Origin of the sequence: Kribbella sp. NPDC059898, assembly GCF_042730855.1 — a bacterium.
Classification (GTDB): domain Bacteria; phylum Actinomycetota; class Actinomycetes; order Propionibacteriales; family Kribbellaceae; genus Kribbella.
In genome coordinates this window covers 134448-156062 of the sequence record NZ_JBHWKR010000014.1, presented here as the reverse complement: position 1 = coordinate 156062, position 21615 = coordinate 134448, and the positions used below count along the sequence as shown (strand labels likewise).

Sequence of the window (21615 nt, the reverse complement as noted above, 5' to 3'; positions counted from 1 at the left end):
GTGAAAGTATACAGATGAGCTACTGAAGCGGCAGTATGGTGCTTCAAGGCGAGAAGTTGTATACATTAGAGCATGATCGAGCTGAGTGGTGCCACGCCGCGGGATCTCAACGGTGACCGGGTGGTGGCGGCGATCGAAGAGCTCGCCGGGCTCGGTGGGCGGGTGCTGATGCTGCCGTCGCCGCGGGTCGCGAGTCCCCAGCTCGATCCCGGCGAGCTGCGCGAGGTGCGGGCCGAGGCGGACCGGTACGGCGTGACTCTCGAGGTGGGCATCGGTGAGGTCCACCCCGATCGGCTGCGGATGGACGAGAAGGTCGTACTGCTGGCGGCCGGCGAGACGCTCGGAGCGACGGCCTTCCACACGTCGTTCGGCGTACTCGCGGATCGCCTGGCAGGGCTCGCGAGTTGGTCGAAGCAGCTCGACGTGGGACACAAGGGCCTCCGGGAGCTGGTCGCTCGCGCCGAGCGTCCGCTGGTGATGCGCACCCACGAGGAGATGACGACCTTCGAACTGTGCCGGCTCGCCGAGAATGTGCCCGGTCTGCAGGTCGGCTTCAGCCCGGTCAACGTCGTCACGCGCCTCGAAGATCCGCTCCGCGCTCTCGACCGGGTGGCCCACCTGGTCCACACCGTCTTCGTCGACGACACCTGGGTCGTGCGTACGCCGGAAGGACTCGCCCGCCGGCTCCGCCCGATCGGCGACGGCGACCTGCCGTGGCAGGCGATCGTCGCGCGACTGGCCGACCGGCATGTCGAGTACGTCCTCGACATCCACCGCGCCGAGTTCGACATGCCGCTGTACGACGAGGACTGGCTCGCCCTGCAGCCGGACCTCGACGTACCGGAACTCGTCGCCGTACTGCGGTCGGCGCGCGATGCGGGGGCGCAGACCGGCCCGGCCGAGCGTGCGTCGTGGGGCCGGGAGCTGCTGCGGACGGCGGGGGTAGGGTTGGCCGACCGGAGCAGTTCGGAGTAAGGATGACGGGGTGAAGCAAACGTCCGGGCCGCGGTTGTCGTCGCGGCTGTACGAGGAGCTGCGGCGCGGCATCATCACGGGCGTGTACCCCCAGGGTCAGCGGCTGACCGAGCAGAGCCTCGCCGCGGAGCTGGGCGTGTCCCGGATCCCGCTGCGCGAGGCGCTGCCGCAGCTCGAGGTCGAGGGCTTCATCCAGAGCTTCCCCCGGCGCGGCGTGGTGGTCAGCCGGTGGACCGACGAGGCCGTGCACCATGTGTTCGACGTACGGATCGCGATCGAGGGGCAGGCCGCCCGGCTGGCCGCGCGGCGGGCGGCGGACGGCAAGGCCGAGCTCGACCGGCTGTGGGAGCGGCTGGAGGAGTCGGAGGCGCAGATCCGGGCCGGTGACGCGCTCGCGGTCGCGCAGGCCAACGCGGACTTCCACCAGGAGGTCGTCGCCGCGACCGGAAACGCCTTGATGACGTCGCTGATGGCCGCCGTCGCCGGGCGGCTGGTGTGGATGTTCTACCTGTCGATCCGCAGCGACCCGAAGAGCCCGAGCCCCGAGCACCGCACCGTCACCCAGGCAATTGCCGACGGCAACGAACTGCTGGCCGAGTCGATCATGCTCGCCCACATCGAGTCCGGCCGCGAACCGGCCCTGCAGATGCTGCGGGAGAGTCGGCCGGACGCGTGACCGGCGCTTCTTGACCCTAGCCTCCGTCGGCGAAAATGTATACATTTCATCTCTGACAACCGACTCTGTCGTGCTGAAAGGGTTGAAATGAATACAAAATCTCACGACTGGTGGCTCGATCGGGTCGGGCTGGAGGCGGGGGTCGTGGAGCGGGGCGACGGGGCGTGCGAGACGCAGGTCGATGTCGGCGCCGTACGGATCGAGGACGGTGTGATTGCCGACGTACGGCGGGGAGAACGGGCGCCCGACGACGGCCGGCGGAGGTTGGACGCGGGCGGGATGTTGTTGATGCCGGCGATGCGGGACCTGCACATCCACTTGGACAAGACGTTCTACGGCGGGCCGTGGCGGGCGCCGGTCCCGGGGCGGTCGTGGCTGGCGGAGGAGGAGCGGCTGCTGCCTGAGATGTCCGAGCAGATCCCGGTACGCAGCAACGCGATCCTCGACCTGCTCATCTCCAACGGCACCACCGAGGTCGCGGCGCACTGCAACGTCGACCACATCGTCGGGACCCGGAACGTCGAGCGGCTCCTCGATGTACTGCGGTCCCGTGCGGACGTCGACTGGAAGGTGATCGCATATCCGCAGCACGGCCTCCGGGACGGGACGATCGTGCCGCTGCTGGAGGAGGCGCTCGGGCTCGGCGCGACCGTTGTCGGAGGCATCGATCCGGCGCGGATCGAGGGCGACGTGGCGAAGGCGCTGGACGTGACGTTCGGGCTGGCCGTGGAACACGGCGCCGGGATCGACTTCCACCTGCACGACGGAGGCAGCCTCGGGCTGTACGAGATCTCGCAGATCCTCTCGTACGTCGAGCGGACGGGCTGGCAGGGAAGAGTTGCCTTGAGCAACGCGAACGCACTGTCCGGGGCGTCGCCGGACACGGTCCGGGCGTTGGCCGGCCGGCTGGCCGCCGCTCAGGTGAGTGTCGGTACGACGGTCGGCGTCGGCGGCTCGCTGCTCCCGTTCACGGCCCTGGAGCAAGCCGGTGTCGAGGTAACCCTGGGCAGCGACAGCATCATGGACATCCTGACGCCGTTCGGGCCGGGCGACCTGGTCGAGCAGCTGTGGATCCTCGCCCAGCGCATCGGCGCGTACGACGAGTGGGGTATCGCGCAGACCCTGCACTACGCGGCGGGCGACGCCGGCCGCTGGCGGGCCGACCGTACCCGCGGCTGGCCGGCCGTCGGCGACCAGGCGAGCTTCTTCCTCACGCCCGCGACGTGCTCCGCCGAGGCGATCGCCCGGCGGACACCTCGGCGGTACGTCTTCCACCGCGGCGTGCAGGTGTACGCCGGAAAGGACCTGTGACCTGTGATCATCCAGAACGTACTGCTGCCGCACCGCACCGGGCGGTACGACGTACTCGTCGACGGCGGGACCGTGTCCGCGATCGCGGACAGCATCGAGGCGCCGCCCGGCGGCCGGGCGATCGACGGGACCGGCAAGGTGCTGCTGCCGGGGTTCGTCGACGCGCACTCGCATCTCGACAAGTCGATGATCGGCCGGCCCTGGTACTCGCGGCAGCCGCGGGACCTGCACCAGTTGCTCGCCGACGAGCGGGCGATGCGGACCGCGCCGGACTGGGACGCCGCGACGCAGATCCGGCGGAACGCCGAGGTGATGATCGCGAACGGCGCGACGCATACCCGCGCCTTCGCGGACGTGGACACGGAGATCGGGCTGAGCGGCGTCGAAGGGATGCTGCAGGTCCGCGACGAGCTGCGGGACTCGCTCACGATGCAGGTGATCGCGTTCGCGCAGAGCGGGGTGAGCGGCCGGCCGGGTACGGCGGAACTGCTCGACGCGGCACTGGCCGCAGGGGCCGACGTCGTCGGCGGGATGGATCCGTGTTCGTACGAACGGGATCCGGTCGAGCATGTCGACCTGATCTTCACACTGGCCGAGCGGCACGGTGCCGGCGTCGACATCCACCTGCACGAGCACGGTGAGCTGGGAGCGTTCTCGGCGAGCCTGATCATCGAGCGGGCGAAGGCGGTCCAGTTGCCGCGGCCGGTGGTGATCAGTCATCCGGACTTCCTCGGTTCGGTGTCTCCGGACCGGGCGGCGCGGATCATCGACGACCTGGCCGAGGCCGGGATCGGCGTGACGACGTGCGTGCCGTCCGGTGGGCCGATGCCGCCGTTGAAAGCGTTGGCCGAGGCTGGTGTCGCGGTCGGGGTCGGTTGCGATGGGCAACTGGATTCGTGGGGTCCGTTCAACCGGTCGGACATGGTGCTGAAGGCGTATCTGCTGGCGTGGCGGTGCGGGTTCGGTGGCGACGAGGACCTGCAGTTCGCCGTGGACCTCGCGACGTCGGGCCGGGTGATGGGATTGCCGGAACACGGTGTCTGTGAGGGGTCTGCCGCCGATTTCGTGCTGTTGCCGGGCGCAACGGTTGGCGAGGCGATCGTTGGGCTGCCCGCCGAACGGGTTGTCGTCAAGGCAGGTGGTGTGATTGCGGAGGAGATCAGCGATGTCCGGTGAACCGATGGCTGTCGATGCTGTGCAAGTGCCGCTGGGGCATTCCAAGGACGTGTCCGGGCTGGCGCGGCTGGTCGCCGACGGCCGACTGCGGCCCGACGACGTCGTTGCGGTGACCGGTAAGACCGAGGGCTGCACTCCTGGTGAGACCAGCCGGGTCGACGCCGATCAGGCGATCCGGGGGTTCCTGTCCGAGCACGGCACCCGTTCCGACGACCAGATCGCGCAGCTCCCGATGGTGTTCACGTCGGGCGGCATGGGCATCCTCACGCCGCAGCTCGTGGTCTACAGCCGCCGGCCCGCGGAACCGGCCGCGGACGGTGGTCCGCGGCTCGCCCTAGGCACGGCTCGGACCGCTCAGATGCAGCCGGAGTGGACCGGTACGTCGCGCGTCATCGAGGAGACCGCGGCCGCCGTCCGGGCCGCGGCCGCCGAGGCGGGGATCGAGCCGGAAATGGCGGAGTACGTGATCGGAAAGGCGTATCACGTCCCGCAACAGACGCTCGCGGCGGCGCGGGCCGAGGGGCGGGCGATCCCGGCGTACGACGACTACACACTGTTCCGCAGGACCAGTGGGAGCGCCGCGCTCGGCATCGGTACGGCGGTCGAGGGTCTGCCGGTGCTCGACGGGGACGACGTCGGCGTCCGGATGGACGTGTGGACCGGCCGCGCCTCGATCTCCGCGAACGAATGGGAAGGCGCCGCCGGCGGACCGGACACTCAACTCATCCTGCTCGGCAACCGTGCCGGCGCCGGCGGCAGGCTGCGGGTCGGCCACGCGGTGGTCGCCGACCTGCTCGACGTCGACGCTCTCCCTCGCGCACTCCGCCGCGCCGGGATGGACGTCGGCACCGGCCCGTTGACTCCGGAGCAACGCGCCCGCGTCATTGCCGTCTACGTCAAGATCGGCCCCCCACCCAACGGCCTCCTCCGCGGCCGCCGCCAGGTCGTCGAGAACCCGGCCTACGGCACCGAGGTCAAAGCCGCGGTCGCCGGCATGTTCGCCGGCTGGCTCCAGGACAACCTCATCTGGATCTCCGGCTCCGCCACCCACCAAGGCCCTGTCGGTGGCGGCACCCTCGCCGTGGTGGTCGACGTCGGCGACTAGGTGGTGTCTGGCAATTCCCCGCCTACTGCGGGGCACCCGGTGCGGCATCTCGCCGCACGGGTGCAAAGGCCACGATGCTCCGCATCGAGACCTTCGCCCCCGCACGCCGAGCTACCGCACCGGGCACCTCCTCGCTACGGCGCGGAATTACCAGACACCACCTAACCGAGCGGGAGACGGAAGGTGACGCTCTGTTCGGCGAAGCCGAGGTGTTCGTAGAACGCCCGGGCGCCTTCGTTCGCCGCGTAGGCGCTCACGCCCACTGCAACAGCTTCGTGGGCGCGGGCCCAGCCCATGAACGCGGTCACCAGGGCTTGGCCGATACCGCTCGTACGGACGGCGCTGTCCACGTAGAGGCTGCGGATCTCCGCCGTACGGCGGTCGAAGCGGGTCGGCGACGGCGCGGAGAGGTAGCCGACGAGATGACCCCTGACGTGCTCGTCGTACCGTGCGACGAGCACGACGGCGGACTCACCGTCGATCAGGCGGACGAAGTCCTCCCGCGCGTGCCGGTCCGGCCAGGTGGTGTCCACGAGCGGGTCGTGCGCGCCCGCGTCGTCGCGGAACAGGCCGGCCTCGAGCCGGACCAGGTCGTCGAGATCGCTCAGTACTGCGACGTCGACAGCAACCCCGGGAGCGGTGGACATCCCGTGATGCTATCGAGTCGTACCATCGGTTGATGGACGTACTGCGGGTTGAAGAGTTGGCGGCTGTTCATCTCGAGCTGGCGCGGAAGAGTGACAACGGGCGGAGCTCCACGACGTTGTACGGGCGCGGCGGTGCGCGTTTGCGGCAGACGTTGATCGCGCTGGACACGGGGCAGACGCTCGGTGAGCACCAGAGTCCGGGCGACGCTTCGCTGATGTGCCTGCAGGGTGAGGTCGTACTGCGGTCCGGTGACACCGAGGTCGAGCTGCAGGCGGGCGAGCTGGTGGCGGTCCCGCCGCAGCGTCACGACGTGCACGCGCGGGCCGCGTCCGTACTGGTGCTGTCGGTCGCCCTGCACTGACGCCGCCGACAGAGTTTGTCGTCAGCGGGCACAAAGCACCTCCCGCGGCGCCGGATTCTGCGGATGATGGCAGGTATGGCTACCTATTACACGGCCCGCGACGATGCCGATGCTCCGCAGCAGTCCGACGACGAGCAGCTCACCAGTGCGATCACACTCAGTGGCGGCGATTTCCGCGTCCTGATCGAGCTGGTCTGGGGGAAGTCGGTCGACGACCTCCCCGACGACGAGCAGCGCTGGCTGGAAACCTCCGTCGAAGGGCTCGCCCGCCTGGGCGACCGGCTGGCCGGCGAGATCGCCGACCGGGACCAGGACGAACTCCAGGACCTGGCCACGCCGTGGGCGGAGCTGGTCCCGGAGCTCAAGGCGGCTGACCTGGTCGACTTCCTGACCGACCTGCAGCACCTCAGCCGGCACGCGAAGGCCGAGGGGCTGCACGTCTACTCGCTGCAGCTCCGCTGACGGTCAGTACACGGCGTCGATCTCGTGCTCGGTGGCGTCGTAGGTGAACTTGTCGCCGCCGTGCAGGCCCTTGATCGCGCCGTAGAGCGGTGCGTCGGTGGTCATGCCCTCGTACGTCGCGCCGTCGCACTCGAACGGCGAGCTGATCACGCCCACGACGTACCGGCTGCCGTCGAGTACGACGATCGCGCCCGGCCGGACCTCGGTGGCCGGGGCGAAGTCCAGTTGGGCGGCCTCGTCGACCGTGCTGTGCTCGCGCTCACCGATGTGCTCGAACAGCCCGCCGAGGTCGCCGGCCTCGTCGGACTGGGACTGGTCGTCGACCGAGAACACGGTGTCCGGATCGAGCCGGGCCGCCGAGTCCTCGCGGCCGACGGCGGCGTCGGTCGCCCGCAGGTGTGCCTCGAGGTGTGCCAGCAGAGCATCCTTGACCCGTAGCTTGTCCATCACGGAACCTCTCGTCGATCGTTGCCGGACCCGTACCAGTGTGGCGCACGACGGCGTGCGGCGGGCGACAGAATTCATTGGCGGTGGCAACATGTCTTCCGACGTGACCCGTGCTGCGCTGCTCCATCCGTTCCTCCGGCTGACGATCGCGGTGGTCGTCGGCGGTGCCGTACTGCTCGTGGTCGGCGTTCTCGGGAACTTTCCGTTGGGCGTTCTCGCCGGGATCACCGTCGCGACCGCGACCTTCGTCGGCACCGGGGTGGCCGTGCTCTGGCCGATGTCGGCGGACCGGACCCGGGAGTACGCGCGCCGCGAGGACTTCCGGCCGTTCGCCGAGGAGCTGATCGTGGTGATCACGGCGCTCGCGAGCCTCAGCGGCATCGGCGTACTGCTGGTGCTCGGCAACTCCGGGACCCGGCACACGGCCGCCGCGGTCGGGCTGGTCGGGGTGTTCATGACCTGGGCGACGGTGCATCTGATGTACGCCGCCCGGTACGCGCACCTGTACTTCCGGGAGCCCGAGGGCGGGATCGACTTCAACAACGAGGCCGAGGTCCCGTCGTACCGGGACTTCTTCTACTTCAGCTACAACCTCGGCATGACCTTCCAGGTGTCGGACACGAGCGTGTCCACCAGCGCGATCCGGGCCGTCGTACTGCGGCACTGCCTGCTCGCCTACGTCTTCTCGACGGTCATCCTGGCCGCGACGATCAACCTGGTCGCGGGGATCGCCTCGAGCTGAGGTTCCGGAACCAGTTCCGGAACCGGCAGGGGGTGTTGCGGACCGGTTTCCGAACCTACAGTCGGCCTGCCTGAAAGGGCTTTCCGGTCGACGTTGGAGGTTTCGTGAGGCGGACTCTGGGGCTGACGGTGGCAGTCGGCGTGGTGGCGGCGGGGCTCGCCGCGGGCGGCGGGCAGGCGATGGCGGAGCACGGGGCGGTGGTGCGGGGGTCGTACTCGGCCGGCGCCGCGCACGTGTGGCAGCCGTTGCCGACGACGTACGTCGGGAACGACGGGCCGGCCGGTACCACGATCGTGGTCGACCCGAGCATCAGCAGGCAGAAGTACACCGGGATCGGGTTCTCGCTCGACGAGACCAGCGTGTCGAACCTGTGGAAGCTGACGCCCGAGCAGCGCGAACGGGCGGTCCGGCTGCTGGTGGACCCGAGGACCGGCGCCGGGTTCGACCGGTTCCGGCTGACGATCGGCAGCCCGGACCTGATCGAGCACCTGCCGTTCTGGTCGTACGACGAACCGCCGGCCGGGGTCGCCGAGGACCGGGACCTGAAGTACTTCTCGATCAAGCGGGACGTCGACCTGCACATCGTCGACACCGTGAAGCTGATCCAGAAGTACAACCCGCGGGCCACGTTCTTCGCGTCGGCGTGGAGCGCGCCCGCCTGGATGAAGACCAACAACCGGTTCACCGGCGAGGTCGCGCTGCAGCCCGGCAGTACGACGTCGTACTACCAGGTCGGCAAGCTCCGCGACGACTGCGTCGACGTGTTCGCGAAGTACTACGTGAAGTACCTGCAGGCGTATGCGAAGTACGGGATCACGGTCGACGCACTGACGCTGCTCAACGAGCCGGGGATCGACGTGGTGTACCCGGCGATGGACATCAGCGTCGCGCAGCAGCAGAAGCTCGCGGTCGCGATCAAACGCGAGGTACGGCGCGCCGGGCTGCGGACCCAGCTGTACGTGCACGACTTCAACTTCTGGGACTGGCGGGACCCGAACAGTACGGCCACCAAGAACTACTACCGGATCTTCGACGACCCGAAGACGCGCGCCGCCGCGGACGCGATCGCGTTCCACCCGTACTGGGGTGATCCGGCGGTGATGCGGGACGCGTACGAGCAGTACGGGAAGCCCGTGCACATGACGGAGACCAGTGACCTGAATCCGGCGACCGTTCTCGACTACTTCCGGCTGGACGCGTCGTCGTACGTGCTGTGGGCGCAGACCACCGACCAGGACGGCGGCACGCTGCACTGGACGCCGGCCCGCGACAACAACGTCGACTGGAACGAGGTCGGCCGGACGACGAAGTGGCCGAACCGGCTGGTCACCGTGAACACGAGTACGAAGACGTTCTCGGTCCGGGACGAGCTGTACGCGCTGGGGCAGTTCGCGAAGTACCTCGGGCCGGAGCACACCCGGGTCGAGTCGAGCGGTACGGCGAACGGGATCAGCAACGTCGTGTACAAGGACGCGGGGGACAACTTCGTCGCGGTCGTTGGGAACGCCAACACAACACCGAGCACCGTACGGATCACGCTGGCGGGCAGGTCGTTCACGGTGACGGTCCCGGCCGGCGCGTATGCGACGTACCGCTGGCACGGCCAGGTTCCGCACCGGAGCCGGGCACCGCGGTTCGAGGACGTGCCGCCGGTGACCGCGGACCAGTACCAGACCACACAGCTCCAGTTGCGCGCGACCGATCCCGATCACGACCGGCTGGCGTACTACGCGACCGACCTGCCGGCCGGTGTCACCCTCGACGCGGAAACCGGGCTGGTGACGATTCATCCCACGGTGTCCGGCGAGCAGGAGCTGAAGTTCCGGGTGACCGACGGCGCGGCGCACGACGACGTCACGGTGCACCTGACCGTCCGGCCGCACGGGGCGCCGGCGGGCGAGAAGATCGAGGCGGAGTCGTACGTCGCCCAGCACGGCTGGACCGAGGGTGGCGCGAACTTCATCGAGAACAACGCGGCCGCGAGCGGCGGGAAGAACGTCGGCTGGACGGCGGCGGGGAACTGGCTGCAGTACCGCGTCGACGTCACGCAGGGGACGTACAACCTGGAGCTCCGGGTCGCGAACGGCACCGGCGCTCCGGCCCCGGACGCGATCTCGATCCGGGACGCCGGCGGGGCAGTGCTGAGCAAGGTCACCGTGCCGGACACCGGCGGCTGGGCGAACTACCAGTCGATCAGTACGCAGATTGCGCTGCCGGCCGGGGATCAGGCAATCACCGTCTACTGCGAGACCGGCGGCTTCAACCTCGACTACCTGAGGCTGTCGGTGGTTGAATGACCAGCCGATGCTGAATATCTAGTCGTCAGGAGTCTGCCGTCCGCTGGCTGAGCGGCTCGGTGTACCCGTCTATCGGGTCGACGAGGCGATGGCGGACGAGGCGGTGGCCGGTGGTGGGCGGGTCAGTGTGATTGCCACGTTGCCGACGACGGTTCGGCCTACGGCCGCGTTGCTTCGGGAGCGGGCCGAGTTGGCGGGGCGGGCGGTGGAGATCGACGAGGTTGTCGTCGAGGGGGCGTTCGAGGCGGCGGTCGCGGGGGACCGGGCGCGGCACGATGCGCTGGTCGCGGCGGCGATCGAGGCGGCAGCCGGCGAGGTGATCGTGCTCGCGCAGGCGTCGATGGCGTCGGCGGCGGAGGAGGCTTCGCGAGTGGTGCTGACCAGTCCTGAGCGTGGTGTTCGCCGGTTGGCGGAGAACCTCAGCTGACCTTGCGCCGGGCGGCGAGGCGGTCGAGGGCGGCGTAGCCGGCGAGCGTGAAAGCACCTAGGGCGACCAGGAACAGCACCACCGCGACGGTGATGTTGGACAGGCGTGCGATCAGGCCCGCGACCGCCAGGACCACGCCGACGGTCGTGCTGATGAGGATCATCCGGCGGCTGGCCGGTTCGTTGATCATGGCGGCGATGGTATCCGGCCGGCCGCCTCTTGACGGTCGGCCGTTCCGTGAGGCAGGGTTTACAGCGCTGCATTACAGCGCTGTAAATTGGAGGTTACGTGCGGCCGGACATCGTCATCGTGATGACTGATCAGCAGCGGGTGGGGCTGACGCGGCGGAGTGGGTATGCGGTGGACACCATGCCGTTCGTGGACGCGCTGGCGGCCGGTGGGACGGACTTCCGGAACGCGTACACGGCGGCGCCCGCGTGTGTTCCGGCGCGGACGAGCCTGCTCACCGGGCGGTTCCCGAGCGCGCATCGGGTCCGCCAGAACAGCAACGCACGCTACGCGTACTACGAGCAGGACCTGCTCGACGTACTGCGGGCCGCGGACTACCAGCTGCACTTCGCCGGCAAGCCCCACATGCACCGGCGGCCGGAGGACTTCGACACGTACGCCGGGCCGTACTTCCACACCCAGGGACCCGAACGGACCCCCGACGAGCAGGCGTTCGACGAATGGCTCGAGCGGCTCGACCACGGCGTCGCAGACGAGCCCACGCCGTACGACGTGACCACGCAGCTCCCGTACCGGATCACCAGCGATGCGCTCCGGGCGATCGACGACGCGGACCCAGACCGCCCCGGCCTGTTCTGGGTCTCGTACCCCGAGCCGCACAACCCGTACCAGGTCCCGCGGCCGTACTTCGACCTCGTCGCGCCCGAGGACGTCCCCGATCGGCTGACGGGGCCGGAGGCAACAAACGTCAAGCAAGGCACCTACGCCTGGCTGCGCAAACTCCAGGAGGACAAGCGTCCTGGGTACGACGACAACTGGCGCCGCTACACCGCGAACTACCTCGGCATGCTGCGCCTGCTCGACGACCAGATCAGCCGCCTGCACGACGGCCTGGCCAAGCGCACCAGACCGCGGCTGACGATCGTGCTCGCCGACCACGGTGACTACGTCGGCGAGTACGGGCTGCAACGCAAGGGCGCCGGGCTGTCCGAGTTCCTGATGCGGATCCCGCTGATCATCGCCGGCGACGGCATCGAGCCACAGCACCGCGACGAACCGGTCTCGATCGTCGACGTGCTTCCCACCATCTGTGAGGCCGTCGGCCAACCTATCCCCGACGGCGTCCAGGGCCGCAGCCTGCTCCCACTCGCGTACGGCGAGAAGGCCCCGGCAGGCGAATTCGGAGACATCATCGCCGAGCAGGGGTACGGCGGCCGGTCGTACGACGTGACCGCCCGCCCGCCGCTGCACTTCAGCTACGAAGGCCCGACGTTCGACGAGCTCAACACCGTCACGCAGTCCGGCGCCGCCCGGATGCTGCGCAGCGGGCAGTGGAAGCTCATCGTCCACGCTGACCTGCCGGGCGAGCTCTACGACCTGGACACTGACCCGGCCGAGCTCGTGAACCTCTTCGACGACGAACACCACCTGGCCGTCCGGGCCCGCCTGCTGCACCAGCTCACCCGCTGGCAGGCGCGGCTGACCGACGACCTCCCGAACGGCAACTACACCCCGCTCCGCCTGCCCCACAACTGGCGATGGGCCCCCCGAGGAGAAGCACCATGAGCACACTCAGCCGCCGTACCCTCCTCGGGCTCGGCGCCGCGACAGCTGCCGCGATCACGATCCCGGGCTGCTCCGGGAAGTCCGGCCCGATGCGGGTTTCCTGGTACGGCCCGGATCCGGTGACCAAGGCCCTCAACAAGGCGCTGGACGCCTGGAAGGCGAGCGGCGGCGCCGAGTACACCGCGGAGAGTGCCCCGTTCGACGACTACTGGGACAAGCTTGCCACGCAGACCTCCGGCGGCAACGCTCCCGACGTACTGCGGATGTCGATGAGCTACTTCAGCGACTACGCGGGGCGGAGCGCGTTGAAGGACCTGAGCTCGTCCGGGATCGACACGTCCGGTCTGGACAAGGGCGTCGCGGACAGCGGGCTGCTCGACGGGAAGAACTACGGCGTGGGGCAGAGCTCGATCAGCTACGCGATGTACGTCGACGAGGCCGCCGTGCAGAAGGCCGGCGGGACCGTCCCGGCGCAGGGCTGGACGTGGGACAAGTTCGCCGAGTTCGCCCGCGACTACAGCCGATCGGTGCAGGGCTCGTACGGATCGACCGACCAGGCCGGGAACTTCCAGCTGTTCGAGGTGTACGCGCGTCAGCACGGCACCGAACTGTTCTCCGACGACGGCGGGAAGCTTGCCACCAGCAAGGACACCGTCCAGGCGTGGTTCCAGTACTGGGCCGATCTCCGCAAGGCGAAGGCCGCACCGGCGCAGAACGTCAGCGCCGAGACGACCGCGATCGAGAAGTCGCTGGTTGCCAAGGGCAAGGCTCCGCTGCAGTTCGGCTGGGTCCAGCAGGTCACCTTCTACCAGCCGGTGGTGAAGAATCCGCTGTCGGTGTTGCCGGTGCCGCAAGGGACGGCTGGTGACCTGAAGGGCCAGTTCGTCAAGGGCCTCGACCTGTGGTCGATCTCGTCGGCGAGCAAGCATCCCGAGGACGCGGCCAAGCTGATCGGGTTCCTGCTGAACGACGAGAAGGCGATCAAGGCGATCGGCATCCTGCTCGGCGTACCGCCGTCGAAGAAGGCGCGCGACCTGGTCGCCGCCGACGCCGGATCCGCCGGTGCGCGGGCGATCAAGTACGTCGAGGACATCGCGGACAAGGTCGGGCCGTCGCCGAAGCCGTGGCCGAAGGGGTACGGCGAACTGCTCACCGGGTTCGGCCGGATCGCCGAGAACATCGGCTTCGGGAAGAGCGATCCGGGCAAGGGCGCGCAGGAGTTCGTCGACCTGGCCGGGAAGACCCTGGGCCAGTGATCGGAAACCTCCGGCGAAGCATTCCGGCGTACCTGTTCCTGCTGCCCTGGTTGATCGGACTCGTTGGCCTGACCATCGGCCCGATGCTGCTGTCGCTGTACTACTCCTTCACCGACTACGCGCTGCTCAACACCCCCGAGTGGCAGGGCCTGCACAACTACACGGCGCTCTTCCACGACTCGCGGTACCTGCAGTCGCTGAAGGTCACGTTCCTCTACGTCGGCGTCTCGGTCCCGCTGGAGATGACGTTCGCGCTCGCGGTCGCCGTACTGCTGAACCGCGGGCTCAAGGGGCTCGCCGTCTACCGGGCGCTGTACTACGTGCCGAGCCTGCTCGGTGGCAGTGTCGCGATCGCGCTGCTCTGGCAGCAGATCTTCGGCAGCGACGGTCTGCTGAACGACATCCTCGGCGTGTTCGGGATCCACGGCCGCGGCTGGATCTCCGAGCCCGGTACGGCGTTGTGGACGCTGATCGTGCTCCGGGTCTGGCAGTTCGGCGCGCCGATGGTGATCTTCCTGGCCGGGCTGCGACAGATCCCGGACGAGGTGCTGGAGGCCGCCGAGGTCGACGGTGCGGGCCGGTGGCAACGATTTTGGCGGGTCACGCTGCCGCTGCTGTCGCCGGTGGTGTTCTTCAACCTGGTGCTGCAGATCATCGGCGCGTTCCAGGCGTTCACGCCGGCGTTCGTGATCAGCGGCGGCAAGGGCGGCCCGTCGGACTCGACGCTGTTCTACACGCTGTACCTGTACCAGCAGGCGTTCGGCAACTTCAAGATGGGGTACGCCGCCGCGATGGCCTGGGTACTGCTGCTGATCATCGCGGTCTTCACCGGGCTGAACTTCGTCCTCGGCCGCACCTGGGTGTTCTACGGAGACGAAGGGGTACGCCGATGAAACGCGTGCTGGCCCACGCCGGCCTGACCGCCGGCGCGCTGATCATGCTCTACCCGCTGCTCTGGATGGTCAGCGCCTCGCTGCGGAAGAACACCGAGATCTTCGACCATCCCGGGCTGATCCCTGAGCACCCGACACTCGGCAACTACGCGCTCGGCTGGTCCTCGACCGGGACGAGCTTCGGCGTGTACATCGTGAACTCGCTGATCATCTGCGCGGCGGTCGTGATCGGCAACCTGATCACCTGCTCGCTGACCGCGTACGCGTTCGCGCGGATGACGTTCGTCGGCCGGAAGACGTTGTTCGCGCTGTTGCTCGCGACGCTGATGCTGCCCGCGCACGTGACGCTGATCGCGCAGTACTCGATCTTCCGGAAGCTGGACTGGATCGACTCGTTCTGGCCGATGATCGTGCCGAGCTTTCTGGCCACCGACGCGTTCTTCGTGTTCCTGATGGTGCAGTTCATCCGGTCGATCCCGGTCGAGCTGGACGACGCGGCCCGGATCGACGGCTGCGGGTACTGGGGCATCTACCGGCGGATCATCCTGCCGCTGCTGTCGCCGGCGCTGGTGACGACCGCGATCTTCTCGTTCATCTGGACCTGGAACAACTTCTTCAGCCAGCTGATCTACCTGTCCACCAGGACCAAGCTGACGGTCCCGGTCGCGCTCCGCGGTTTCCTGGACGCGACCGGCAGTTCGGAGTGGGGCGCGCTGTTCGCGATGAGCGTCGTCACGCTGGTCCCGGTGGTCGTGGTGTTCGTGGTCTTCCAGCGCCGGATCCTGGCCGGAATGGCTCATACCGGGCTCAAGTGAGATCCTGCCAGCTATGAGGCCGCGCTTGACCGATGTCGCCGAGGCGGCCGGGGTGTCGATGAAGACGGTGTCGAACGTCGTCAACGGCGCCGAGCACGTCCGCGCGGAGACCCGGCAGAAGGTGCTCGCCGCGATCGACAAGCTCGGCTACCGGCCGAACATCGCGGCCCGGAACCTTGCCCAGGGCCGCAGCGGTGTGATCGCGCTCGCCGTACCGCAGCTCGACCGGCCGTACTTCGCGTCGCTGGCGGCGCGGATGCTCGACGAGGCCGAAGCGTTCGGGTGGATCGTGCAGTTCCACCAGACCGGCGGGCGCCGGGAGGCGGAGCTGGCGCTGCTGAACGACCGGCATCCGGCCCGGCTGGACGGGATCGTGATGAGCCCGCTCGGCCTGACCCCCGAGGACGTGCAAGGCCGCGCTCCGGGGCTCCCGCTCGTACTGCTGGGGGAGAAGGCCGGCACCGAGCACCACGCCGACCACGTCGGGATCGACAACCGGGAAGCCGGCCGGGTGGCGACCGACCACCTGCTGTCGCTGGGCCGCCGCCAGGTGATGGCGCTGGCGCCCGGCCCGCGGATGGACGACGAACGGATCAACGGGTACCGCGACGCGCTCGCCGCGGCCGGGCTGCCGGTCGACGAGGACGTCGTACTGCCGACCGGCGGGCTGCGCGGTCAGGACGCCGAGCGCACCCTCGGCGAGTGGCTGGACTCCGGGCATCCGGCGCCGGACGCGGTGTTCACCGCGACCGACTGGCTCGCGATGGGCGCGATCCGGGCCCTCGTACTGCGTGGGCTCCGGATCCCGCAGGATGTCGCCGTGGTCGGCTTCGACGACATCCCGTACGACCTCGCCACCCTCCCGACGCTGACCACGGTCGCCCCCGACCGGGTCGCGATCGCGCGCCTTGCCCTGCAGGCGCTGCGCGATCAGCGACCCGGCAGCGAACCGGTGCGACTGCAAGCACCGTTCAGCCTGGTGGTGCGGGAGAGCACGGCCGGGATCAGTTAGCCGGCCAGGGTGAGCGAGACGGTCGCCTTGTTGATCGTTGCCCCGAGCATCTTGCTGTCCTTCGGCGAGCCTGCCACCGAGAACTCGACGTCGGCGGCGTTCCGGCCGGACCAGCCGACGTACCGGGTCGCGACCCAGCGGGTCGTGTTGCCGCTGCGGTACGTGTAGACGACCGTGCTCGCGCGCAGCGGGCCCTGGCCGGTGGTCGACTTCATCGTCACGGTCGACGTACCGACGATGTGCAGGCCGCGGGTGTTCTTCAGCGACTTGAGCTTCTGGTTCAGCGCGGTGACGGTGCCGAGATTCCCGTTGTACGCCGTGTTGATCCGGACCATCCGGTTGTGCGCGGGGTCGTCGAAACGTGCGTGCCAGGTGGACAGCTGGACGAGCCGCCAGTTCGCCGGCAGCACGGCGCTCGCGTGGTAGCCCTCGCTGGAGTGGTTGAAGTACCGGAGCTTGTAGGCGACGGCCGAGCTGTTGCTCGCCGCAACGATCGGCGTCGCCGCGTGGCTCGGCAGCGCCCCGCCGAGCAGGAGTGCACCCGCACCCGCCAGCGCCGCCACACCGGTCACGATCCGCTTCATCATGTGTTCCCCCAAGATTCTGCGCGGCCCGTTGTTGAGCGGCGCACCCACTGAGACACCCTGGAGCGCCGAAAGGTTGACTGCGATTTTTCAGGTCGTTGACCACGGACAGTGCTGACTCCATACTGCTTTCACCGCCTGTCGGGCGGGCTGTGGGGGCAGCTGGGGATTCATGGGGAACCAGGGGGTTGGGCTGTGCATGTTTGGAGAACATTTCGTGCTGCGCTGACGACGGCTGTCGTCGGCGCGGGACTCGTAACATTGCCGGCGGTCGCGAGTGCGGTGCCGCCGACCAGCGCGATCGTGGTCGGCGCGACGTCGGTCGCCCGCGGGGGGACTTTCACGGTCACGCAGACGCTGTACAACGACCGGGACTTCACGATCACCGGTGGGAAGGCCGGCCTGTACGCGAAGGAGACGTCGCTGCCGGCCATGGTCGAGCTGGTGTCCTGTCCGGGCGCCTACGCCTGCGACACGCTCGGGACCAGCGTCCGCGGCGGCGTCGGCGACGTACCGCCCGGTGAGTCCCGGACGGTGACCTTCACGTTCCGGGTGAAGGCCGACGCGCCGCTCGGGACGATCACGCTGCAGCACCAGTTCATCGGCGAGAACTATGCGTTCGACGTCTTCGACGGGCCGGCGCTGACCGTCACCGAGCCGGTGACCGCGGCGGATCTTGCCGTCAGCATCTCCGCGTCGGTGCGGAGTCTGCTGACCGCACGAATCACGTACACGATCACGGTCACGAACAACGGGCCCGGCGACGCGTCCGGGATCCGGGTCGTGGGTACGTATCCAGCCGGTCTGGTCTCTGCGGGCTCGACCTGTACGCGGGTCGGTACGACGCGATCGGTCAACTGTGACGTCGCGGCGCTGGCCGCGGGCGCGAGTACGACGCGCACGCTGACGGCCGACACCACGCTGCTCACGGTCGGCTCGCTGACGGCGACCGCTCAGCGGACGGCGAGCTCACCGAACGACCCGGTGGCGGCGAACGACAAGGCCGCCCGGACCTGCACCGCGCTGACAGGGCTGATCGTCCGCTGCTGACGACGTACTGAAACACCGAAGAAGACGGCCGGCGGCCGCGGGTTCTCGAGTCCCCGCGGCCGTCGGCTCATTTTTGCGGTTGCGCCTTGCATCGGAGGCGGGGTCAGGTTTACGGTCCGGGTTAACGTTTAAGTGAGTGTTAGTGAGCACTTCTTCGAAACTTGGAGCAACTATGATCAGTCGGCGGCGGTTTTTGCAGGTGACCGGGGCGGCGATCGGCGCCTCGACGCTGGCGGCCTGTGGCGACGGTGGTGCCTCGAACGGGGGCGCGAAGGCCTCGAGCGAGCTCAAGCTGCCGACGTACAAGCCGTTCGAGGGGCTGCACCCCGACCTGGCGGGGGCCGAGTCCGGCCTGGAGCCCGGGTTCCTGAAGTTCCCGGCGGACGCAGTGGCGAGTGTGAAGACGCCGCCGCTGAAGAACGCGGTGACCGCGCTCACCGAGACGTTCGCGACGCCGCCGCCCCCGATGGGCAGCAACCCGATGTGGCAGGCGCTGAACCAGGCGCTCGGCGCCGAGCTCAAGCTGACCATCGGCACCGACCCGGGCTACCCGGAGAAGTTCGCCACGCTGCTGGCCAGCGACTCGCTGCCGGACCTGATGTGGCTGCCGCCGAACCAGGGCATCCCGAACATCGGCCCGATGCTCGAGGCGAAGTTCCAGGACCTGACCAAGTACCTGTCCGGCGACGCCGTCCTGGAGTACCCGAACCTGGCCGCGCTGAAGCCGGCCTCCTGGCGGACCGCGGTCGTGAACGGCAAGATCTGGGGCGCCCCGATCCCGTCGACGCCGTTCGGCCAGGTGATGATGGGCAACCCGAAGACCTGGGCGAAGGTCGGCGGGCTGCAGTGCGCGACCGCCGACGAGTTCTTTGCCAAGTGCAAGGAGCTGACCAACGGCACGAACTACGCGCTCGAGCCGGCCATCATCAACATGCTGCACATGTTCGGCGAGTGGTTCGGCGCCCCGAACTCGTGGCGGGTCAACAAGGACCGCTCGCTGACGCACCTGTACGAGACCGACAACTACCGGGCCGCCGTCGAGTACGCCGCGAAGCTGTGGGCCGCGAAGGTGTTCTACCCGGACCTGAACCTTGCCGACGCGACGCCGAAGACCGTGAACGGGCAGATCGCCGCGCAGGTCGTGGTCGGCCCGCGGGCGACCGCGGACTTCCGCAACCTGGACCCGACGCTGTTCGTCGACACGATGATCCCGTTCGGCCACGACGGCAAGGCGAAGCCGACGTACGACATGGGCTACGGGACGGTCGGGTTCACGCCGTTCAAGAAGACCGACGAGGGCCGGATCCGCGAGCTGCTCGCGCTGATGGACTACCTGTCGGCGCCGTTCGGCACCAAGGAGTACCTGGTGAAGAACTTCGGCGTCGAGGGACAGCAGTACCAGCTCGACGCGCAGAAGAACCCGGTGCTGACCAAGGCCGGGAACCAGCAGGCGCCGGGTCTGGTCAGCGCGCTGCAGATCATGAACGCGCCGGAGAGCGTGATCTTCAACCCGGCGTTCCCGGACGACACCCAGAAGATCTACGCGACCGAGCAGAAGCTGCTCGAGTTCGCGGTCCGGAACCCGACCGCGGGCACGTACTCCGACACCAGCAGCAAGGTCGGCCCGAAGCTGACCGCGGCGTTCCGGGACACGATCGTGGACATCGTCACCGGCCGGCAGAAGATCGACGCGTACGACGCGGCGCTGAAGCGGTGGAAGTCCGGCGGCGGTGACAAGATGCGCGACGAGTTCGCCGCCGTACTGCCCGCCAGCGTTCCGGTGTCCTGATGCTGAAGCAGAGCTCGTCGAAGCGGCAGGCCAAGAACGGCCTGCCGCTGAAGGCGAAATGGGCCCGGGACTGGCAGATGGTGCTGCTGATGATCCCCGGCGTGGTCTTCCTCCTGGTGTTCTTCTACCTGCCGGTGCTCGGCAACGTGGTCGCGTTCCAGGACTTCCAGCCGTACCTCGGGATCATGCACAGCGAGTGGAACGGCCTGCAGAACTTCGTCAACCTGTACGACAACCCGGACTTCTGGGACGCGTTGCGGAACACGCTGCTGCTGGCCGGCGTGCAGTTGCTGCTGTTCTTTCCGGTGCCGATCGGGCTGGCCCTGATCGTCGACTCGCTGGTCAGCAACCGGTTCCGGAAATGGTTCCAGACGATCGCCTACCTGCCGCACTTCCTGTCCTGGGTGCTGGTGGTGACGCTGTTCCAGCAGTCGCTGGGCGGCGCGGGGTTCGTCAACAACCTGCTCCGGCAGGCGGGACTGGACCCGATCCCGTTCATGACGAACCCAGACACCTTCCCGCTGCTCGTCGTCGGGCAGCTGATCTGGAAGGACGCCGGCTGGGCGATGATCATCTTCCTGGCCGCGCTGACCACGGTGGACGTCTCGCTGTACGAGGCGGCCGCGGCGGACGGCGCCGGGCGCTGGCGGCGGATGTGGCACATCACGCTGCCGTCGCTGCGGACCGTCATCGTGCTGCTGCTGATCCTGCGGATCGGCGACATCCTCAGCGTCGGGTTCGAGCAGTTCATCCTGCAACGCGACTCGGTCGGGCCGGGCGCTGCCGAAGTACTGGACACGTTCACGTACTACGCGGGCGTGGTCGGCGGTGACTGGAGCAGTGGCGCCGCGGCCGGGCTGGCCAAGGGCGTCGTCGGCGCGTTGCTGCTGTGGGGCGCGAACACGCTGGCCCACCGGCTCGGCGAGCCGGGGATCTTCCAGAAGCGAGGGGTTTCATGAGACCGGTCTGGAAGGAGAGGCCCTCTCCCGGCTACCAGGCGATCAAGGCCGTCATCCTGGGCGGCTTCGCCCTCGCCATCATCATCCCGATCATCGTCGTCATCTCGACCTCGCTGGCCAGCGACCGGGACATCATCAAGGCCGGCGGGTACGTGTTGTGGCCGTCGCACCCGACGTTCAAGGCGTACCAGACGCTGTTCTCCGGCGGTTTGATGGGCCGCGCGATCCTCGTCAGCGTGTTCGTGACGGTGGTCGGTACGGCGATCGCGCTGGCGGTGACGATCGCGCTCGCGTACGCGACCTCGCGGCCCGTGCTGTTCGGGCGGCCGGTGCTGCTGATGGTGCTGTTCACGTTGCTGTTCGCGCCCGGCATCATCCCGATGTTCCTGGTGGTGAAGCAGCTCGGGTTGCTGGACAGCCTGTGGTCGCTGATCCTCCCGGGGGCGCTCGGCGCCTTCAACTTCGTCGTACTGCGGACGTTCTTCATGAACGTGCCAGGCGAACTGCTGGAGAGCGCCCGGATCGACGGCGCCAGCGACTTCACGATCCTGCGGCAGATCATCATGCCGCTGTCGAAGGCCGTGATCGCGGTCGTCGGGCTGTTCTACGCGGTCGGTTTCTGGAACGCGTTCTTCAACGCGCTGCTGTACCTGAACGACACGTCGAAGTGGCCGGTCCAGGTGATCCTGCGGACGTATGTCCTGCAGGGCAAGTCGCTGTCCGCGGACCAGCTCGGCGTGACCCCGCTCCCGCAACCGCAGTCGCTCCAGATGGCCGTCGTCGTGGTCGCGCTGGTCCCGATCGCGATGGTGTACCCGTTCCTGCAGCGGCACTTCACCAAGGGCGTCATCACCGGTGCGGTCAAGGGCTAGGGC

General features: G+C 68.5%; 23 protein-coding genes. 19 read left to right on the top strand and 4 right to left on the bottom strand.

Going from position 1 to position 21615, the window contains the following annotated elements; translation table 11 throughout:
- The first annotated feature begins 72 nt into the window (after positions 1-72).
- The 5 genes from ACFV9C_RS34815 (at position 73) to ACFV9C_RS34795 (ending at position 5243) form a co-directional block, all read left to right on the top strand.
- A complete protein-coding gene (locus ACFV9C_RS34815; protein WP_380200358.1) occupies positions 73-975 on the top strand; it encodes a hypothetical protein in 903 nt (300 codons plus the stop codon).
- Positions 976-985: 10 nt separating this feature from the next.
- Positions 986-1651, top strand: coding sequence for a GntR family transcriptional regulator (locus ACFV9C_RS34810; RefSeq protein WP_380200356.1), 666 nt, complete (start codon positions 986-988; stop codon positions 1649-1651).
- An 87-nt stretch (positions 1652-1738) separates the two neighbouring features.
- Complete coding sequence (locus tag ACFV9C_RS34805) at positions 1739-2962, top strand: amidohydrolase family protein (protein WP_380200354.1); 1224 nt, start codon at positions 1739-1741, stop codon at positions 2960-2962.
- Positions 2963-2965: 3 nt separating this feature from the next.
- Entirely contained in the window at positions 2966-4138 is a 1173-nt protein-coding gene (locus tag ACFV9C_RS34800) for an amidohydrolase family protein (protein ID WP_380200352.1), read from the top strand.
- A complete protein-coding gene (locus ACFV9C_RS34795; protein WP_380200350.1) occupies positions 4128-5243 on the top strand; it encodes a ring-opening amidohydrolase in 1116 nt (371 codons plus the stop codon). The genes ACFV9C_RS34800 and ACFV9C_RS34795 overlap by 11 nt, the downstream gene beginning before the upstream one ends.
- 161 nt (positions 5244-5404) lie before the next feature.
- On the opposite strand, the gene ACFV9C_RS34790 is transcribed toward ACFV9C_RS34795, so the two are convergent.
- Positions 5405-5890 (bottom strand): GNAT family N-acetyltransferase, encoded by a 486-nt coding sequence (locus tag ACFV9C_RS34790; protein WP_380200348.1) that lies wholly within the window; start codon positions 5888-5890, stop codon positions 5405-5407.
- A 32-nt stretch (positions 5891-5922) separates the two neighbouring features.
- Between ACFV9C_RS34790 and ACFV9C_RS34785 the strand changes: the two genes are divergently transcribed.
- Entirely contained in the window at positions 5923-6252 is a 330-nt protein-coding gene (locus ACFV9C_RS34785) for a cupin domain-containing protein (protein ID WP_380200346.1), read from the top strand.
- A gap of 75 nt (positions 6253-6327) precedes the next feature.
- Positions 6328-6714, top strand: a complete 387-nt coding sequence (locus ACFV9C_RS34780; RefSeq protein WP_380200344.1) for a hypothetical protein — start codon at positions 6328-6330, stop codon at positions 6712-6714.
- A gap of 3 nt (positions 6715-6717) precedes the next feature.
- Here the strand turns inward: ACFV9C_RS34780 and ACFV9C_RS34775 are convergent, their stop codons facing one another.
- Entirely contained in the window at positions 6718-7161 is a 444-nt protein-coding gene (locus ACFV9C_RS34775) for a hypothetical protein (RefSeq protein ID WP_380200342.1), read from the bottom strand.
- A 91-nt stretch (positions 7162-7252) separates the two neighbouring features.
- On the opposite strand from ACFV9C_RS34775, the gene ACFV9C_RS34770 reads away from it, so the two are divergent.
- The 3 genes from ACFV9C_RS34770 (at position 7253) to ACFV9C_RS34760 (ending at position 10627) form a co-directional block, all read left to right on the top strand.
- Positions 7253-7903: a DUF1345 domain-containing protein gene (locus tag ACFV9C_RS34770; RefSeq protein WP_380200340.1), complete on the top strand. Its 651-nt coding sequence runs from the start codon at positions 7253-7255 to the stop codon at positions 7901-7903.
- Between the two features lie 104 nt (positions 7904-8007).
- On the top strand, positions 8008-10200 hold the full coding sequence (locus tag ACFV9C_RS34765; RefSeq protein WP_380200338.1) for a carbohydrate-binding protein: 2193 nt from the start codon (positions 8008-8010) through the stop codon (positions 10198-10200).
- 43 nt (positions 10201-10243) lie between these two features.
- On the top strand, positions 10244-10627 hold the full coding sequence (locus ACFV9C_RS34760) for an aspartate/glutamate racemase family protein (RefSeq protein ID WP_380200459.1): 384 nt from the start codon (positions 10244-10246) through the stop codon (positions 10625-10627).
- Here ACFV9C_RS34760 and ACFV9C_RS34755 read toward each other — a convergent pair.
- A complete protein-coding gene (locus ACFV9C_RS34755) occupies positions 10620-10817 on the bottom strand; it encodes a hypothetical protein (protein ID WP_380200336.1) in 198 nt (65 codons plus the stop codon). The two genes, ACFV9C_RS34760 and ACFV9C_RS34755, sit on opposite strands and share 8 nt — an antisense overlap.
- A gap of 98 nt (positions 10818-10915) precedes the next feature.
- On the opposite strand from ACFV9C_RS34755, the gene ACFV9C_RS34750 reads away from it, so the two are divergent.
- Genes ACFV9C_RS34750 through ACFV9C_RS34730 form a run of 5 tightly spaced genes read left to right on the top strand, consistent with a single transcriptional unit; the run spans position 10916 to position 16358 of the window.
- The gene (locus ACFV9C_RS34750) at positions 10916-12382 is read left to right on the top strand and encodes a sulfatase-like hydrolase/transferase (RefSeq protein ID WP_380200334.1); all 1467 of its coding nucleotides are present in this window, start codon (positions 10916-10918) and stop codon (positions 12380-12382) included.
- Complete coding sequence (locus ACFV9C_RS34745) at positions 12379-13638, top strand: extracellular solute-binding protein (protein ID WP_380200332.1); 1260 nt, start codon at positions 12379-12381, stop codon at positions 13636-13638. The genes ACFV9C_RS34750 and ACFV9C_RS34745 overlap by 4 nt, the downstream gene beginning before the upstream one ends.
- Positions 13635-14531: a carbohydrate ABC transporter permease gene (locus ACFV9C_RS34740; RefSeq protein WP_380200330.1), complete on the top strand. Its 897-nt coding sequence runs from the start codon at positions 13635-13637 to the stop codon at positions 14529-14531. The genes ACFV9C_RS34745 and ACFV9C_RS34740 overlap by 4 nt, the downstream gene beginning before the upstream one ends.
- Positions 14528-15346, top strand: coding sequence for a carbohydrate ABC transporter permease (locus ACFV9C_RS34735; protein WP_380200328.1), 819 nt, complete (start codon positions 14528-14530; stop codon positions 15344-15346). Before ACFV9C_RS34740 ends, ACFV9C_RS34735 begins: the two co-directional genes overlap by 4 nt.
- A 13-nt stretch (positions 15347-15359) precedes the next feature.
- Entirely contained in the window at positions 15360-16358 is a 999-nt protein-coding gene (locus tag ACFV9C_RS34730; RefSeq protein WP_380200326.1) for a LacI family DNA-binding transcriptional regulator, read from the top strand.
- Here ACFV9C_RS34730 and ACFV9C_RS34725 read toward each other — a convergent pair.
- The gene (locus ACFV9C_RS34725) at positions 16355-16942 is read right to left on the bottom strand and encodes a hypothetical protein (protein ID WP_380200324.1); all 588 of its coding nucleotides are present in this window, start codon (positions 16940-16942) and stop codon (positions 16355-16357) included. The two genes, ACFV9C_RS34730 and ACFV9C_RS34725, sit on opposite strands and share 4 nt — an antisense overlap.
- Before the next feature lie 261 nt (positions 16943-17203).
- Between ACFV9C_RS34725 and ACFV9C_RS34720 the strand changes: the two genes are divergently transcribed.
- The 4 genes from ACFV9C_RS34720 (at position 17204) to ACFV9C_RS34705 (ending at position 21612) form a co-directional block, all read left to right on the top strand.
- Positions 17204-17992 carry a hypothetical protein gene (locus ACFV9C_RS34720; RefSeq protein ID WP_380200322.1) on the top strand — a complete coding sequence of 263 codons (789 nt, stop codon included), beginning with the start codon at positions 17204-17206 and terminating at the stop codon, positions 17990-17992.
- A 172-nt stretch (positions 17993-18164) separates the two neighbouring features.
- A complete protein-coding gene (locus tag ACFV9C_RS34715) occupies positions 18165-19781 on the top strand; it encodes a sugar ABC transporter substrate-binding protein (protein WP_380200320.1) in 1617 nt (538 codons plus the stop codon).
- On the top strand, positions 19781-20740 hold the full coding sequence (locus ACFV9C_RS34710; RefSeq protein WP_380200318.1) for an ABC transporter permease: 960 nt from the start codon (positions 19781-19783) through the stop codon (positions 20738-20740). The genes ACFV9C_RS34715 and ACFV9C_RS34710 overlap by 1 nt, the downstream gene beginning before the upstream one ends.
- Complete coding sequence (locus tag ACFV9C_RS34705) at positions 20737-21612, top strand: carbohydrate ABC transporter permease (RefSeq protein ID WP_380200316.1); 876 nt, start codon at positions 20737-20739, stop codon at positions 21610-21612. Before ACFV9C_RS34710 ends, ACFV9C_RS34705 begins: the two co-directional genes overlap by 4 nt.
- The last annotated feature ends 3 nt before the right edge of the window (positions 21613-21615 follow it).